The 15388-nt window shown below is 63.0% G+C and carries 13 protein-coding genes; 7 read left to right on the forward strand and 6 right to left on the reverse strand.

Translation table 11 applies throughout. The annotated features are described in order from the left end of the window. The first annotated feature begins 2 nt into the window (after positions 1–2). The 3 genes from BUC24_RS23840 to BUC24_RS23850 all read left to right on the forward strand — a co-directional run bounded on the left by BUC24_RS23840 (position 3) and on the right by BUC24_RS23850 (position 3949). Positions 3–1943, forward strand: a complete 1941-nt coding sequence (locus BUC24_RS23840) for an ATP-binding cassette domain-containing protein (protein WP_073222800.1) — start codon at positions 3–5, stop codon at positions 1941–1943. 2 nt (positions 1944–1945) lie between these two features. Beyond that, the gene (locus tag BUC24_RS23845; protein WP_178372609.1) at positions 1946–3328 is read left to right on the forward strand and encodes a TolC family protein; all 1383 of its coding nucleotides are present in this window, start codon (positions 1946–1948) and stop codon (positions 3326–3328) included. Positions 3329–3445: 117 nt separating this feature from the next. Continuing rightward, positions 3446–3949, forward strand: a complete 504-nt coding sequence (locus BUC24_RS23850) for a YegJ family protein (protein ID WP_073222804.1) — start codon at positions 3446–3448, stop codon at positions 3947–3949. A gap of 9 nt (positions 3950–3958) precedes the next feature. Here BUC24_RS23850 and BUC24_RS23855 read toward each other — a convergent pair whose 3' ends face one another. From BUC24_RS23855 to BUC24_RS23870, 4 genes are read right to left on the reverse strand one after another with little or no spacing between them, the layout of a single operon-like run. Continuing rightward, entirely contained in the window at positions 3959–4759 is an 801-nt protein-coding gene (locus BUC24_RS23855; protein ID WP_073222805.1) for a M15 family metallopeptidase, read from the reverse strand. Then, positions 4749–6545 (reverse strand): hypothetical protein, encoded by a 1797-nt coding sequence (locus BUC24_RS23860; protein WP_143167638.1) that lies wholly within the window; start codon positions 6543–6545, stop codon positions 4749–4751. The genes BUC24_RS23855 and BUC24_RS23860 overlap by 11 nt, the downstream gene beginning before the upstream one ends. A 16-nt stretch (positions 6546–6561) precedes the next feature. After that, positions 6562–7926 (reverse strand): cell wall hydrolase, encoded by a 1365-nt coding sequence (locus BUC24_RS27135; RefSeq protein ID WP_218606537.1) that lies wholly within the window; start codon positions 7924–7926, stop codon positions 6562–6564. Then, complete coding sequence (locus tag BUC24_RS23870) at positions 7917–9287, reverse strand: hypothetical protein (protein ID WP_143167639.1); 1371 nt, start codon at positions 9285–9287, stop codon at positions 7917–7919. Before BUC24_RS23870 ends, BUC24_RS27135 begins: the two co-directional genes overlap by 10 nt. 275 nt (positions 9288–9562) lie before the next feature. On the opposite strand from BUC24_RS23870, the gene BUC24_RS23875 reads away from it, so the two are divergent. Next, entirely contained in the window at positions 9563–9910 is a 348-nt protein-coding gene (locus BUC24_RS23875) for a ribonuclease E inhibitor RraB (RefSeq protein WP_218606538.1), read from the forward strand. Here the strand turns inward: BUC24_RS23875 and BUC24_RS23880 are convergent. Next, positions 9877–11037: a hypothetical protein gene (locus tag BUC24_RS23880; protein WP_073222811.1), complete on the reverse strand. Its 1161-nt coding sequence runs from the start codon at positions 11035–11037 to the stop codon at positions 9877–9879. The two genes, BUC24_RS23875 and BUC24_RS23880, sit on opposite strands and share 34 nt — an antisense overlap. Before the next feature lie 169 nt (positions 11038–11206). Here BUC24_RS23880 and BUC24_RS23885 point away from each other — a divergent pair, with 169 nt between their 5' ends. Continuing rightward, a complete protein-coding gene (locus tag BUC24_RS23885) occupies positions 11207–11695 on the forward strand; it encodes a DinB family protein (RefSeq protein ID WP_073222813.1) in 489 nt (162 codons plus the stop codon). Here BUC24_RS23885 and BUC24_RS23890 read toward each other — a convergent pair. Continuing rightward, a complete protein-coding gene (locus BUC24_RS23890; RefSeq protein WP_143167640.1) occupies positions 11692–12492 on the reverse strand; it encodes a peptidoglycan-binding protein in 801 nt (266 codons plus the stop codon). The genes BUC24_RS23885 and BUC24_RS23890 overlap by 4 nt on opposite strands. A 641-nt stretch (positions 12493–13133) precedes the next feature. On the opposite strand from BUC24_RS23890, the gene BUC24_RS23895 reads away from it, so the two are divergent. Together BUC24_RS23895 and BUC24_RS23900 are read left to right on the forward strand one after the other, a co-directional pair. Beyond that, entirely contained in the window at positions 13134–14819 is a 1686-nt protein-coding gene (locus BUC24_RS23895) for a ShlB/FhaC/HecB family hemolysin secretion/activation protein (protein WP_178372613.1), read from the forward strand. Positions 14820–14831: 12 nt separating this feature from the next. Then, the gene (locus BUC24_RS23900; RefSeq protein WP_073222818.1) at positions 14832–15374 is read left to right on the forward strand and encodes a toxin-activating lysine-acyltransferase; all 543 of its coding nucleotides are present in this window, start codon (positions 14832–14834) and stop codon (positions 15372–15374) included. The last annotated feature ends 14 nt before the right edge of the window (positions 15375–15388 follow it).

The following is a 15388-nucleotide window of genomic DNA, read 5'->3' on the forward strand; positions in this document are numbered from 1 at the left end:
GCATGCCCTTGTTATCGCTACATCATGTGGTTCAACGGTTCAAGGTCGGCCAGGACCCCATCGTGGTCCTCAACGATGTGACACTGTCGATTCACCGTGGGGAATTCGTTGCCATCGTAGGTCCATCCGGCAGCGGCAAGTCCACCTTGCTCAATGTGCTGGGATGTCTGGCGCGGCCCAGCGCAGGGACCTACCGCATCGCAGGCGAAGAAACGTCCAGCATGGGCGCCGACGCCCTGGCACGCATTCGCAGCACGCACATCGGTTTTGTATTCCAGCGCTACAACCTGCTGCCGCAGCTGTCCGCGCTGGAGAACGTGGCCTTGCCCGCCTTGTATGCCGGCGCACCAAAGGCCGATCGCAACGCTCGTGCGCAGACTTTGTTGACCCAGTTCGGACTTGATCAACGCCTCGACCACCGTCCTGCCCAGTTGTCGGGCGGGCAGCAACAACGCGTGTGCGTGGCGCGTGCGCTGATCAACGACGCTGAAGTGATCCTGGCCGACGAACCCACCGGGGCCCTCGACAGCGAAAATGGACAAGCGCTGCTCGATTTACTGCGCCGGCTGCATGAGGCTGGCCGGACGATCGTGTTGGTGACCCATGATCTGGATGTGGCCGCAGTGGCTGAGCGTACTATCCAAATGAAAGATGGAATCATCGTGCATGATTCGGGCACGCCGGCGCGCTACCTTGCTGGCGATACAATGCCGGCCGGCCCACACGCTGGTGCACGCCTGCCGCGCTCGTATGCGCTGGTCGGACAGGGGCTGGCCGCGCTGACGGTGGCGCTGCGTTCCATGGTCGGCAAGCGCTTGCGCAGCGCGCTGACGATGTTGGGCGTGTTCATCGGCACTGCCGCTGTGGTGACCAGCGTGGCGGTCAGCCAGAGTGCCAAAACTGAAATCACCAAGAACTTGAACAAGTTGTCCCGCAGCGCGCTGGAAATCAAACGTGGTCTGACCTGGAACGATCCGGCCGCTGCGTCCATTGTCAGTTTGACTGCCAGCGACTTGCCGGCATTGAGCCGGCTGCCGGTCATTGCCAGCGCCGTGCCCATGGTGGAGACCACTGCCAGAATGCGCTATCGGCACAAAGATACGGACGGATTTGTGATGGGCACCGGCAGTGGCGGCGTTGCCGCGGCGGGAATGAATACCGCCGATGGGCGCGATCTGTCTGAATCCGATATTGCGCAGGCGCGCAATGTGGTTTTCATCGATGCCAATGCTAAACATGAATTGTTCGGCCACGACGAGCCATTGGGCGCGCAGCTGGTGATTGGCGAAGTGCCGTTCACGGTGATCGGGGTCGGCAAGAAAGGCCTGTACGACGATGGCAAACCGGTGGTCTGGGTGCCCCATTCGAGCTTGCTGCAACGTATTCTTGGCCGCAATTTCTACGATGGCATCCGGGTGTATTTCCGTGACGGAAGCACGCCCGAGCAAGTTGAACAACAGGTGACAGCAGTCATGACCGGCCTGCACGGACGCAAGGATTTTCACGTCACCAATACCGCTGCCTTCTGGCAAGAGATGGAGCAAGTGACCATGATTGCGGCGCTGGCGTTCGGTCTGCTGGCGGCGATCTCGCTGCTGGTCGGCGGCATTGGCGTCATGAACATCATGCTGGTTGCGGTTGTGGAGCGCACGCAGGAAATTGGCGTGCGCATGGCGATCGGCGCGCGCCAGAGCGACATCGGGCGCCAGTTTCTGACTGAGTCGGTGCTGTTATGCGTGATGGGCGGCGCCGCCGGGCTGGTTCTGGCGGCCGTGTTTTGCGCCGTCATCGGAATGGCAACTGACAAACTGCACCCGGCTATCACGCTCACATCGGGCCTGGTTGCATTTTTTACCTGCACCGTGATCGGCATGTTGTTTGGCTGGTTCCCGGCCCGCCACGCCGCCCGTCTCGATCCCATTTTGGCACTCTCGCGCGAATGACCATGCTGCCCTTTTTCCCCCGCTACCGCCGCTGCGCGCTGCTGTGTTCCCTGCTGCTGGCGTGGGCGTTCTTGCCGGGATGCGCCACGCTACCGGACCACGCCAAGACGCTGCCGCCGTTACCGGTCCAGTGGGACAGTATCCGCGCGGGCGAGCAAGCCGGCCCGCCTGCAAGGTGGTGGGTCGCGCTGGGCGATCAGCAACTGAACGATCTGATCGAAACCGCACTGGCGCGCAACCGCGATCTGAGCCGCGCACGGCTGGCGGAGCGGGTGGCCCAGGTCAATACCGCGCTGGACCAGGCTGGCTTTGGACTACAGTTGCAAGGAGGCCTTTCTGCCTCCAAATCGATTGCACCCGCCGCGCGGGTGGTCAAAGGCGCGTCGCTGTCCGGCAGCTACGCTCTGGATGTGTGGGGGCGACAAGATGTCATCATCGCGATTGACCGCTTGACGCTGGGCATGCGCATGGAGGAGACCGAAGCGGCGCGCTGGACGCTGACGGTGCGGGTGGCCGAGCTGTACTGGCTGCTGGCAGTGATCGACAAAAAGACACCGCTGCTGCAGGCCAATGCCGATGACGCCAGTGCGGCACTGGATGCCGCGCAGGCGCGCTTCGATACCGGTGTGGCGCGGGTGGCCGAGCTCAACCAGCGCAAGACGGACCTGGCACTGACGCGCGCGGCGCTGGCAGGCGCAGATGCGCAGCGGCGCGGTACGCAGCTGAGTCTGGCCATCTTGCTCGATGCGGTGCCGCAAGGCTTTTCGGTTGCGCACGCGGTCTTGCCGACTGCGCCCGCGCCCGACTTCGCAGCCGGGGTCCCAGCGGCCTTGCTCGACCGCCGACCGGATGTGCGGGCCGCCCGGCTTGCGCTGGAAAGCGCGCTGCAACAGCAGGTGCTGGTGAAGTCTCAAGCGTATCCAGCGCTGAGCTTATCAGGCGTGCTCAGCTCTGGTGACGCGATCAGGAAGATATTGACCGATCCCTTGGCGAGCATTGCACTTGGCCTGGATTTGCCGTTTCTTCACCCTTCGCGCGTGAGGGCAGAACGGTCATTGGCCCAGATCCGCGTCGACGATGCGGTGGTGGCGTATCGTGACGTGCTGTACGGCTCGCTTAAACAAGTTGAGCAATTGTTTATCGACCGCGATGAGATCGACAGCGTGGTCGCTGCGCAGCAGGCCTTGCTGGATGAGGCGAACAGCTACGCTGATGTGATACGCGGGCGCTACGAACTGGGCATGGAGCGCAAACAGGCGCTGCGCACCGCGACCGCGAATCAACGTCTTGCAGCTGTGGCATTAATTGAAGCGCGGCAGCGCATCTGGCTCAACTATGTCGCCCTGTGCGCAGCTTTGGGCGGGCCGGTATTGGGGCCACCTTGATGGGACAGGTGGGACGTGGCGCTGTCAGCGTGCACCAGAAAGGCTGATTATGCAATATTGATAATATTGAAATGCAATGCTAAGATGGCATCTCGACTCGCTTGTGCTTTTACGTCCATGCTTCTAAATTTAGTTCACTTGCACCACCGTGCGCTGGCCGCTGCCACCATGGCTGTGGTGCTTTGTTTTTTGTCCGGCTGTGAACGCAGCAGCGACAACGTCTTTGAAGCGGCCGGCGGCAACCCCGACATGGTCGAGGCCATCCGTCAGGCGCGCGCTTCGCTCGATACGTTCCTTGCCACCGCCGCCACGCCGCCAGCGGGAACCGAAGGCTTCAAGCTGAAGGTGGCGCTGCACGAAGGCGAATTGAGCGAGCATTTCTGGGTCACGCCGTTTCGTGTGACCGAGGACGGTTTCGAAGGCACGCTGGTCAGCGATCCGACCGTGCTTAAAATGGTCAAGTCGGGGCAGCGCATTCACTTTACCCGGGACGAAGTCGCGGACTGGGGCTACCGCAAGAACGGTCATCAGGTGGGCAGTTACACCATGTGCGCCAAACTCAAGACGATGCCGAAGTCTGAAGCCGATTTTTACCGTAACAATAGCGGTTTCGACTGCTGAGCAGGCACGCTATTGGATCGCCAGTTCAAAATGCATCCCGTCACAGCTGCTGCCCGAGAAGTGGCCGCCCCAGGCAAAGCCGAAATCGGCAAAGAAGGGCTGGATCTCGCGCACGCTGCCGATTAAGCCCGCGCCCTGCGGGCGTACACCGTAGCCATTCCATTCGACGTTCAAGTCAATTGCCACACCCCAGGTATGTGAGCTGATTGGGCGCGCAGGATTGCGGCCAATGTGGCGCGGTACGAACGCACCGCCACAGGTGAGCAGCCGATCGCCGAACCCCGGACCGGCGGCTGCAATGGCGTCGAACACGGCCTGGAACGCGGCGATTGCCTGCGCGTTAACCCACAAGTGCGGCACATCCATTTGCGCCAGCAGCATGTGCTGAAACTGGCTGATATTGGCGCTGCGCCAAGCCGGGTCAAGATTGATGGTGCCATTAGTATTTGATGAGATGGCGGTGGTGCCGTACTTGCTTTGCAAGACCTGGGCGCCGAGCGGCTTGATCGTGCCATCGGGGCGCCGTAGCACATTCGGCTTGCTGGCGCCTGGCCGTAGCGAAGCCGGCGCGATGTCGTCGACGCCACCGGCCCAGAAAAAATTGCCGGTTCCCGATTCCCGGTACCATAGCGAGTTGTCGAGAAATGCCTCCGCGTCGACCAGCCGGTCGGCCACCAGAATGGCCGGGGGCGCGCATTGGCGTACCTTGCGCGCGGAGCGCGATGGGTCGCTGCGGATGTTGAGCGGCGTGCGCACAGCCAGTTTCGTCCCGTTGGTGTACTCCTTGATCAATTCACCGCTATCCAACATGGTCATCCTCCTCCGAGAGCGCGCTATTGTGCAGCAGGCTCACTGCCTGCAAGTCGCTCAGTTCGCCATTTTCGGACAGGCCGTTCAGCTTCTGCCAGGCGGCCAGCTTGTTGCGCGTGGCCAGATCCAGGCGGCCACTCTGTTCGGTTGCAGCCATTCCCAGCGCGCGCTGGATGTGGACGATTTCATCGGTTCGCAAAGCGCGTTCGAGTTCGTTCATTGCGTCATCTGATACGCCGGTTGCCGCATCGTCGCCGTCTTTTCCCTTGGACAGGGTCGATGGCTTGGGTATCTCGGCGTTGCCGGTCTTGTCCTCTGCATTCGACTTGTTGCCGCTGCTGCGCACCTTGACCAGTTTGCCAAGGATATCGAACCAGAAGGGGGCGCCAAGCGTGATGCCGATGGCGGTGATCAGCCAGCCACCCAGCGCGATCCCCCAATTGCCGACGTCGCCCAGCGATCCAATCGCAGGGCCCGCGTCGTTCGCCTCGCGCAGGCAGCGGCGCTTCGCGCTGGCCTTTTGCTTGTCTGCGCAGTCATTCCAGACGTGGGGCCAGGTGGCGCCCGACCAGCCGATCGGGATCGCCGGCTGGCCCGATGCATCCTGCGCGCGCAGTTGTTCGCACAGCGCCTCGACCTCGGCGTCTGCGGTGCTGTCGCAGCGTTCAAGAAGGCGATAGCGCGCTGCGGTGCTGCCGCCGCCGAAGGCATCGCGCGCATCGCGCTCGAGCGCTATGTCCTGCAGGGCCCGATTGACGGCAAGGTGGATAGGCGCGCTGGCTTGGCACAGGGCCTGCGAAACCTGGGCGCGCTTGATGCAATCGGCATCGGGGGCAGTCAGATGCCCGATGGTCTCCAGCTGCAGATCGAATTTGGCGGCTGTCTCGTCGCGCAGGCGCTGCTGCTTGGCGTCGTTGCCTGAGGCGTTGCGCTCTTGCGCGAGCAGGCTGCGCAAGGTGCCGGCGTCCGTGATCAAGGTGGCCAGTGCCAGCGCGCGGCCATCGCGAAATTCCTGGTCGGGCGGGCGCTGCAGGCTCGCGAACGCGACTTGCATCGTGGTCAGGTGCCGGTCCAGTGAGCGGATTGTGACCGGGGCCGCAGCCGCTTGCGGCGCCGCCTTGGTCTCTGCCAACGGGGGCGCGCTATCGGGACGGTAGCCCAGCAGCGCCAGGCCGGCTTGTTCGACAAAACTGCCGCGCAGGGCGCCGTCGGACCAGAGTGCCTTGCAAATGACAACCACGTTGATGTTCAGCGCGACTGCCAGCGCCAGCCCGATCCAGAATACCTGCAGCTGATTGGCGCGCTTGTACCAGCCGCTCGAGCGCTCGGCGACGGCATCGAACCAGGCCTTGAGCCGCAGCTCGAAACCAGGCCAATCGTTCTCCGTGCCGGCCACCAGTGTTTCCAGGCTGGTGATGAAGCTGCTGTCGGCCTTGTCCATCTTGCGCTTGAGCGTGTCCACCATCTGCTGCGGCGACGCGGGACGGACCCGGTCGAGGTACTCCTGGGTCAGAAAACCGAGCAGCCCGGTGACGAAGACATCGCCATCCAGATACGACGGGCGGCGCTGAGAGCCGTTCTTCAGCTCCATCGACATCGTGGTGAGAAAAGGATGGTTCAGTATTTTTTGCGACAGCGCACTGTTATCGCCAACCAGCGAGCAGACCAGACGCACCAGATTTTTGCCGCGTTCGTTCCGGACCGCGACATGGGCCTCCTGAATGGCGGTGGTCATCAGGCTGAGGATGGCAAAAACCAGCACCAGGCCGATTGCAACGTCGAGCATGCGGTTGTCCATGATGTCAATCTATATCGTTGTAAAACAAGTGCCGCCCCACCTGCGCGCAACGCACGTGGCCGCGCGCCCATTTCGGCAGTGGATGCAGGGTGCCGGCGTGGTAGTGGGTTGCGCCAGCGGTATTGTCCGCCAGTGCGTTTGCCAGTGCCGCTTGCGCCACCACCAGCGCCAGGGCGTAGGCGGGATCGCTGGCGTCCGCGCGCAGCATTTTTTCGCGGTTGGGGTCCGTGCTGTTCCAGCAGCTGAACTGGTTCGGCTTGCAGCAGACCTGGCTCGGCGTGCGTCCCCACCAGGTCTGGCGCCTGACGCGGTTGAGGACCACGTTGGCCACCGCCTCCATGCCGGCCCGGCCTTCCCCCCGCGCTTCGCCCCACAAGGTGCGCGCCAGTGTGATCTGCGCCGATGACACCGGTGGCGCGGGCGTGGCCGCCAGCGTCGGCAGGCTTGCCGTGGCGGCGCTGCCCAGCGCCGCCGCCGAGGCCCGGTCGACCAGCTCGCAGCCGAACAGGTTGAGCACGCGTTGCACGGGCACTGCAAGGCCGTTGCCGGCCTCGCCCCCGGCGCCAGCGCCAATGTGCATGGCCACCAGCCGCTCCTGCGCATCCCACAACGGTGCGCCGCTGTCGCCCGCCTGCGGCGCGCTTGCGGCCTGGTAGGCCAGGCCTTCGATGATGCAGTAATCGTGGGTGGCGCCGCCGTCGCCCAGATTCATCCAGGCGGCCGTGTAGCCGATCATCTCGGCTGCGATACTCTGGTCCCGCGTGCGCAGCAGCATGCCGTTGTTCAGCGCCGGTGTGGCGACGCCGACAGGCAAGTCCAGCCCGAGCTCGAGCAGCTCACGCGCATGTTGCAAAGGGATGCGCGCCAGGCCAGCATCGACATAGGTGTCCGGGGAACCGGCATGAAACGCTGGCGCCCAGCGATCCAGTTTGCCGCTGACGCAGCGGTCTGCCTGGTCGCTGCGCAGCGTGACCTGGTCACCAATTTGCGCGCCGCTGCTGCCGCCCATGACATGGCCCGCGCTTAAAGCGTACAGTGCGGCGCTGGCGGCACGCCGGACGATGCCGGTGAGCGTGCCCGTGCCAGACGAGCAATCGACGTTTTCAAGCTGGATCGAGCGATGCAGCTGGAGGCGCGGCGTCCGTATGGCGTGCACCGGCAGGGTGATGCCCTGGCCGCAAAGGCGCCGCGGCAGCACGCAGCCGTCGGTGAAGCCCAGGTGTAATGCGATGCCGGCACTTGTCGGCAGCCACGTCACGGAACACAAGGCAGCGCGCTGGGCATCGGTCAGCATGGCGCGGAACTGGCCGTGCCGCGCGGGCTGCGTCAACAGGCGGTACAGGCGGCCACTGGCAGCGCTCATTTCCATGGCAGCCCCTTGCATTTGCCCGCTGTGATCACGTCGGCGATGGCATCCCAGCGCCTGGCATTGGGCGCCACACCGAGGTGCTGCTGGCATTGTTCGATACGCGACGCCAGGTCGCCGAGGGTGGGCTGGCCGGGGAAATCGAGTCCGTTCCAGATCTGGGCGTCTGCATCGGGCAGGGGCGTGGCCTGGTTATCCTTCGGCGCGCTGACCACGGGCGCTGCCGGCGTGACGTTTTTGGTCGCCGCCAGGGCAATCCCCTGCACCACTTCATCCGCGCTGGACCGACAGCGGTCGATTTGCTCGAAGGACAGTGGCGGCATCGTGTTCTGATCGAGAATCGACTGCAGTTGCTGGTGGCGCCAGCGCGCGGCGCGCAAGCTCTTGTTGAGCGCCATGAGCGCGTCTGCTTCCGGCGAATACAGTTCCAGCTCTCGGGCGCTGTTTGCCACCGGCGTTGCACGGTTCGATTGCGCTTGCTGCGCAGGTGCCGGCGCAAGCGCGCTGGTGCCGGGCGCTTGCGTCTGCTGCGCCATGAAGCTTTTTGCGCGCGCGATCGCATCGAGCGGGTCGGCAATGGTGCCCCGCACGAGGTCGCTGGTATTGCTGACGATGAAGTTCGAGTTTTCCCACAGCCGCACGCCCATGCCACGCGATGCGGCATAGATGGTGCTTGCGCGCTTCAGACTGGCGCGCATTTCTACGGCCAGCTCGCTGGCACGCGAGAGTGCGGCCGACACTTGCGGGGGCGGAGCCTGCTTGACTGCCGCTTGCGCTGCGACGTTGCAGGCACGGTTGGCGTCCTTGCTCCACAGTTTGCCTTGCCAGGGGCAGACTGAACGGGCCTGGCTGGCAGGCTTCTTGACCAGCACGATATCGTAGGGGCGCAAGGCGTCGATATCGCTGTCGAGGCTGGCCAGCGCATATTGGTTCATCTTGATTGCCCGGGCCAGGGTTGTTGTGCCGCTATTGTCTTTATCGTCTTCAGAGCTCATGATGCGATACGTCGACGCGGCGCTCAGCGAGCAGTTCAGGCGCCGGAATCCATCGGTATAGGCGCCGGCGCGGGCACTGAGTTTGTTGCTGGTGCCGTAAGCGTAGGCGGCCGAGCCGACCGCCGCCGCGGCCGCAATGTTGGCGGTGGTGGGGTGGGTCACGCCTTTGTACAGGCCAAAGGTAGTAAGGGCGATCAGGAAGTTGCTCAGGTCCGCAGAGCGGCCGTCGACTGCCATTGACTCCCACAGGTACTGGCGCATCGTGTCCTGCACGGTTTCCACGGATGTTTCCAGACTGTCCGGCGGTTGCATGGCGCCGGCCAGTTCCGGGGCAGGCAGCGTTTCGCCGCCTTGCTGTTTGGTGGGCATTGCGTACGCGCGTGGGATGACCTGCGGCGTGCTGCAAGCGGTGAGGCTGCACAGCATGCAAAGCGCGATACAGAGGGTGGTGAGTGGCGCCACGCTTGCCTCCATGAAGGAGAAAACAATCGGCATTTCGTAGGAGTAGTCTTACAAGTTTGCAGCAAATTCCTACTCGCAGTCTCACCAAAAGTCACATTTTTATTAAAATTTTGATATCAAATTTACGATGACGATAGTCTATAGTTGGAAGCGACTACACACGCGGCGCGGGGGCCAATAAAATGAGCCACCTGACCCTCGAAGCGATGCAGGAAATGTTCGATAACATCGACAGTGGTGCGGGCTGGGACATGAGCGAGCCCAAACTCTGGGGCTACTTCTTCTACGATCCATCGGCCGAAAAACTGGGCGACGCGTCCTACGGACTGGAAGACATGGGCTTTCGGACGGTGAAGGTGTTCGTGCCCGAACTGGAAGAGGGCGAAGCCGAATTTTATGTCCTGCACGTCGAGCGTGAAGAAGTGCATACGCCCGAATCGCTGCATGCGCTCAATGGCGAACTCGATGCCTTCGCCCATAGCCACGGTCTGGCCGGTTACGACGGGATGGATGTCGGGCCAATCGCCTGATCGACAATGGTGTCATTGACGCCGTCGTCCCACCAGGTCTGCGCCAGGATGACAGGAACGCGATAGTGTTCATCCATCTGTTCAGTGTAGATCGCAATGCCCAGTGCATGCGCCAGTGCGATGTTATGCGCGCGGAAGGCGGCCCGCAATGCGGCATCTGCGCTGACCGGGTAAATATCGAAACACACCAGCCGCTCCAATTCGTCGATAGCCAGTAACTGACGCGCCAGAACGCGGCCTTCCTGGTCTCGCGCGTACACCACTTGCTTATTGGCGTCGAGCAGGCAGGCCACTGCGGAATCCTCCATCATGCCGCCCAGGCCCAGGCAACTGCCGACGTAAGTTCCGAGCATCAGAACTTCAAGCGGATCGGTTTCAATGTCGATGCAAATGCCTTTTTCCTGGCGCTGTGTGCCACGTTGCGCGCCGAGCCAGATCGCGGCATCGATGCGGGGGTGGCGCGCCAGCCAGGCGCGATTGAGCGAATGGTCGAGGTACACGCGCTCGCGTCCCTGTGAATAGTCGAGAAGAAAACGCCGCAAGGCCTTGCGGTTGTACTCCAGTCCCGCCAATAGCCGCACCGCGTGATTGGCGGCGATTGATTTGGCGCGCATGTTGAACGGGGCGTCGATGCTGGACCAGATCTGCCGCTCCAGCGCTTCCAGTAATGCATATGGAAGACGCTGCAGGGCGATGCGGCAGTGACGTTCGATCTGCGGTGCCGATAGCGTCAGCTGTCCCTCCAGGTATTCGCGCAGGCGGCGTGGCAGGGGACTACTCACACCTGTTTCGCGGCACAGGAGGTTAATTGCTTTGCAGGCCTCGACAGGTGCCATGCTTTCCCAATCGCTGCTGAACCAGGCATGCTGTGAAGTCTGTCCCAGGAAATGCAGCCGCCGCGCGTATGACAGGCAGCCAAGCAGCCGTGCCGTGCGTAGCAAGCGGCGTGGTGCCGCGCTAAATGCGCGCAGGGCAAAGTCCGGCCAGCGCATGGACAGACCGTATAGTCCTCGGCGGATCAAACCTCTGTCGTTGTCGCGGCGGCAGGCGCGTTCAACGCTGAGCCAATGGCGCTCGCTTGCGTGAATCAGCGTCTGCCAGCCTGGCTCCTTCAGATTGATCGTCATTGAAGACGGCGCACCACACTGTGAAGCACAACATCAAGGGGCGACGCAGGTGCTGCGTTCAGGGGGGACTTCAGACTGGCCATGGCCGCATTCTATCAGCGCCGGCAGCGCGGCCTGAAGACGGGCGCATTTCAGGTACCATGACGGCTTCACGTTTTTGGAGCATGCCGTGTCGTCATCGCTTCTTTCAGCCCTGCACAGTTTTCCCGATCAGCTGGAGCAGTTGTACGCCAGCGTGCCCGTGGCGTGCGCAAACTGGACGCCGGCGTCCTGGGAAGGCATTCCCAGCGAAACCTTCACTGCGATCGAGCAGTTGTGCCACATCCGCGATATCGAGATCGACGGCTATCATGTGCGCTTCCGGCGCCTGCTGAACGAAGCGGCACCGAGCCTGGCCTCGATCGACAGCTACGCCGTGGCGCGCGAGCGTGGCTACCCGGATGCGCGGCCCACCGAAATACTGGCCGACTTTCGCGCCGCGCGCGCCGATACCTTGCGCATGCTGCGCACCCTGACCGAGGCGGACTGGCAGCGGCGCGGCACCTTCGAAGGCTATGGCCCCGTCACCGTGCGCGGCCTGGCGCACTACCTGTGCAGTCACGACCAGCAGCACCTGGCCGGTCTGCACTGGCTGCTGGGCGCTTACGACGCCCGCTAGTCCAGCAGCGCGTCGCCGATCCGGTATGCCTCGGTGAAGCGGTCCAGCCCATGCACACCGCCGTTGACCAGGCGGCGTGCTGCCTGCATGTTGCCATGCAGGAGGGCATCCTTGATCTGCAGCTCGCGGTCCGCCAGGAACAGGCTGAGCAGATCGGCGGCCACCGGCGCCGAGTTGGCCAGGTCGGGCGTTGCCGCCAGATTGATGGTGGGGCTGAGCTTTTTGCCGTAGCGGATATAGTTGTGCCGCCCGGTGAGCTGAACAAACCCGCGCCCCTTGTATTTTTCGCCGTCGAAGGTGGCGTCATTGCCCAGATCCTTGCGGTGGTCGTACAGATCGAAGGGGTGCCCATTGGGCGAGGTGTTGAATTTGGATCTGCCCTCGCTGATCGGCAGGAATGATTCGGTCTCCGCGCGAATCGTGGCAATCGCCATCAGTACCATCGTCCTGTGCGACAAGCGGAAGCGGGCCAGCGACTGCAAAACAATCGGCAAGCTGCGCTTGATATTGGCGATCGGTGTGTCCGGGCACATCTTGCTTACGATCTGGGCTGTCATGCCGGTCGCCGCATCCGGTAGATCCGGGCTGGCCACCAGTCCCAGCGCGGCCAGCGTTCGCGGCCCCGCCACGCCATCGGCAAGCATCACCTCGCTGCGCTGAAATGCCAGCAGCGCGGCCAATGTGCCCAGGCCGAATCGGCCGTCCACCACGCCCGGGTTGAATCCCTTCGACAGCAGGGCCTCTTGCAAGCGCGTGACCGCAGGGCCAATCGCGCCAGGTTCCAGTACTTCATTCATCACAGCTCCGCTTGGCAGCGTCGCGAACTGACAAAAACGTGGGTGGTTTGATGTTCCACAAGTCGCGACATGGAAAACCGTGATTTCGATCATCCGCGCTTTACGCGGGAAATGGCTCTCCAAATATCACAATGGCAATTGCTCGTTCATAAAACAACGGACGAACACCATAAAGTTCCGTACGGAATCAAAAATAGCGTTAAAACACGCTTTCCCCTGCTTTTCTATTTCCCATGATGCATCAAAAGTGATTCCGCGTGGCAATACGAGAAAAACTACTAATCATTGGTACATACGGAACATTGTCATATGTTACTATATATTTCTTAGCAGACTGTTTAGTTAATTTTACAAAAGAGTGGCAATAAAGAAATATCTTTCCCGCCGACAGGCGTGACAGCGGCAACCCTCTCCACAGTCCTTCGTCGTACCAAAGACCCCGCAACGCAAGCGTTGTCAGCCAATGCAGGGCAAGGTGTGCGCGGCTATCGCGGCACCTGCAACTTTCAATTCCCCTGAGGATAAATATGCAACACGTTTCCACGCTGCGGCGCGGTCCGGCATCGTGCGCTCTGATGCTTGATGTCGATGGCAGTCTTTCCCGTCCATCTGGCCGCGCCGTGCTGGCCCTGGCACTCGCCATGTTGCCGGTTGCTTCCGCCTTCGGCCAGGCGAATTCGCCGGCAACAGCAGCCACTCAGGAACTGCTGCGCGAGCAGGAACGCGCCCGCTTGCTGCGCGAACAGCTTGAACGTCGCCCCGATGTGCGTCTGCCAGGCGCCGCCGTGGCCGCCGACGTCACGCGGCTTGCGTTTGACGAGAAGCCCTGCTTCACGATCAACAGCATCGTGCTGCAGGGTGACGCGGCCGATCAGTTTCAGTGGGCGTTGGAAGCCGCCGGGATGGCCAGCCCAGGCAAGCCCGATCCTGCCTTGGGCCGCTGCCTGGGCGCGCGTGCGATCGACCTGGTGGTGCGCCGGGTGCAGAATGCGATCCTGGCGCGCGGCTACGTGACCACGCGGGTGCTGGTCGCGCCGCAGGATCTGAACGGCAGCGTGCTGACGCTGACCCTGATTCCAGGCCGCTTGCGCAGCGTGCGCCTGCTGCCCGGGAGTGATGCGCGCGCCAATGTCGCCAATGCGGTGCCGGCCCAGCCGGGCGATTTGCTCAACCTGCGCGATGTCGAACAGGCGCTGGAAAATTTCAAGCGTGTTCCCACCGCTGACGCCGACATCCAGATCGAACCTGCGGCCGATGCCGGCGCCGGCCCTGGCGAAAGCGATCTGGCCATCAAGTGGCGCCAGGAGCGGCGCTACCGCATCAGCATGACGGCAGACGACGCCGGCGGCGACGCCACCGGACGCTATCAGGGCGGCGTCACGCTCTCGCTCGATCACGCGCTGGGCCAGAACGATCTGTTCTACGTCAGCTACAACCACGATCTTGGCCTGGCCTCCGACCGCCGTGGCACACGTTCGCGCGCGCTCCATTATTCACTGCCCTTCGGTTACTGGCTGGTCGGCCTTACCGCCAGCGACAGTGCCTACCATCAGACCGTGATCGGCGCCACCCAAAACTATGGCTACAGCGGTACCAGCCGCAATGGCGACGTCAAGGTCTCGCGCCTGGTCTATCGCGATGCGGACAGCAAAAGCACGCTGTCGCTGCGTGCGTGGCAGCGCGCCTCGCGCAACTTCATCGACGACACCGAAGTCCAGGTCCAGCGCCGCCGCATGGGGGGCTGGGAATTCGGCCTCGAACAGCGCGAAAACTTCGGCGCCGCCACGCTTGAAGCGCACCTCAACTACCGCCGCGGCACGGGCGCATTCGGTGCCGAGCGCGCGCCGGAAGAGCTGTTTGGCGACGGCACCTCCCGCTTCGCCCTGATCACCGCCGACGCCAACCTGAGCGTGCCGTTCACGATAGGCGCCAGCAAGCTGCGCTACACCGGCGCATGGCGCGTACAGAACAACCGCACGCCCTTACTGGCACAAGACCGCTTTGCCATCGGCGGTCGCTATACCGTGCGCGGCTTCGACGGTGATGCCAGCCTGGTTGCCGAACGTGGCTGGCTGGTGCGCAACGAGGTCGGCATGCCGAGCGGTCTGCCGAACACGGAAGCGTATGTCGGTATCGATCATGGTCAGGTCAGTGGCCCGGGTATCCGTCAACTGCCTGGCACCAGTCTGACTGGCGCGGTGGCTGGCCTGCGTGGTCAGGTCCGCGCCGTGCAGTTCGAGGTATTCGTCGGCACGCCTTTGCACAAGCCCGATCTTTTCCGCACCGCCGACTACACCGTCGGCTTTTCGATGAACAGCAGTTTCTGAGCGAGGCAGACCATGCAAGCGACTCCTTTCAACATTACCGCGCCAGCCCTTGGCATGCCCGGGCGCAGTGAACCTGAAGTCATGGGCGCGGTCACCTGGCTGTGGATGCATTCTCCGGTGCACCGCGAGCTGCCGCTGATCGCCCTGAGCCAGACCCTGCTCGCGCCGATGAAAGCGCAGCAGTACATCCTCGCATCGCAAGCCGATGGCGAGGGCGGCTTTCGTCCTGTTGCCTACCTGGCCTGGGCCAACCTGAGCGCCGAAGCGGAAGCGCGCTACGTGCAGGGCGGCGCCAGCGCGCTGCTGCGCGACGCAGACTGGACCAGCGGCGACCGCATGTGGATCACAGACTGGGTCACGCCGTTCGGCCATGCCAACGAGTTCCGCCACCTGGTGTCGACCTTACTGGCGCAGTCGTGCTTCCGCGCGCTGTATCACCGTGCCGGAAGCGGCCCGCAGCGCGTCAAGGCCATGCGCGGCGCAAACGTGAGTCGTGCCGAGGCTGACGCCTGGTGGAGCGCTCGCCCGCTCCCGGCACACGCCAGCGCCATCTGAATTCCCAATAAACG

Origin of the sequence: Massilia sp. CF038 (assembly GCF_900129765.1) — a bacterium.
Taxonomy (GTDB): Bacteria; Pseudomonadota; Gammaproteobacteria; order Burkholderiales; family Burkholderiaceae_D; genus Telluria_A.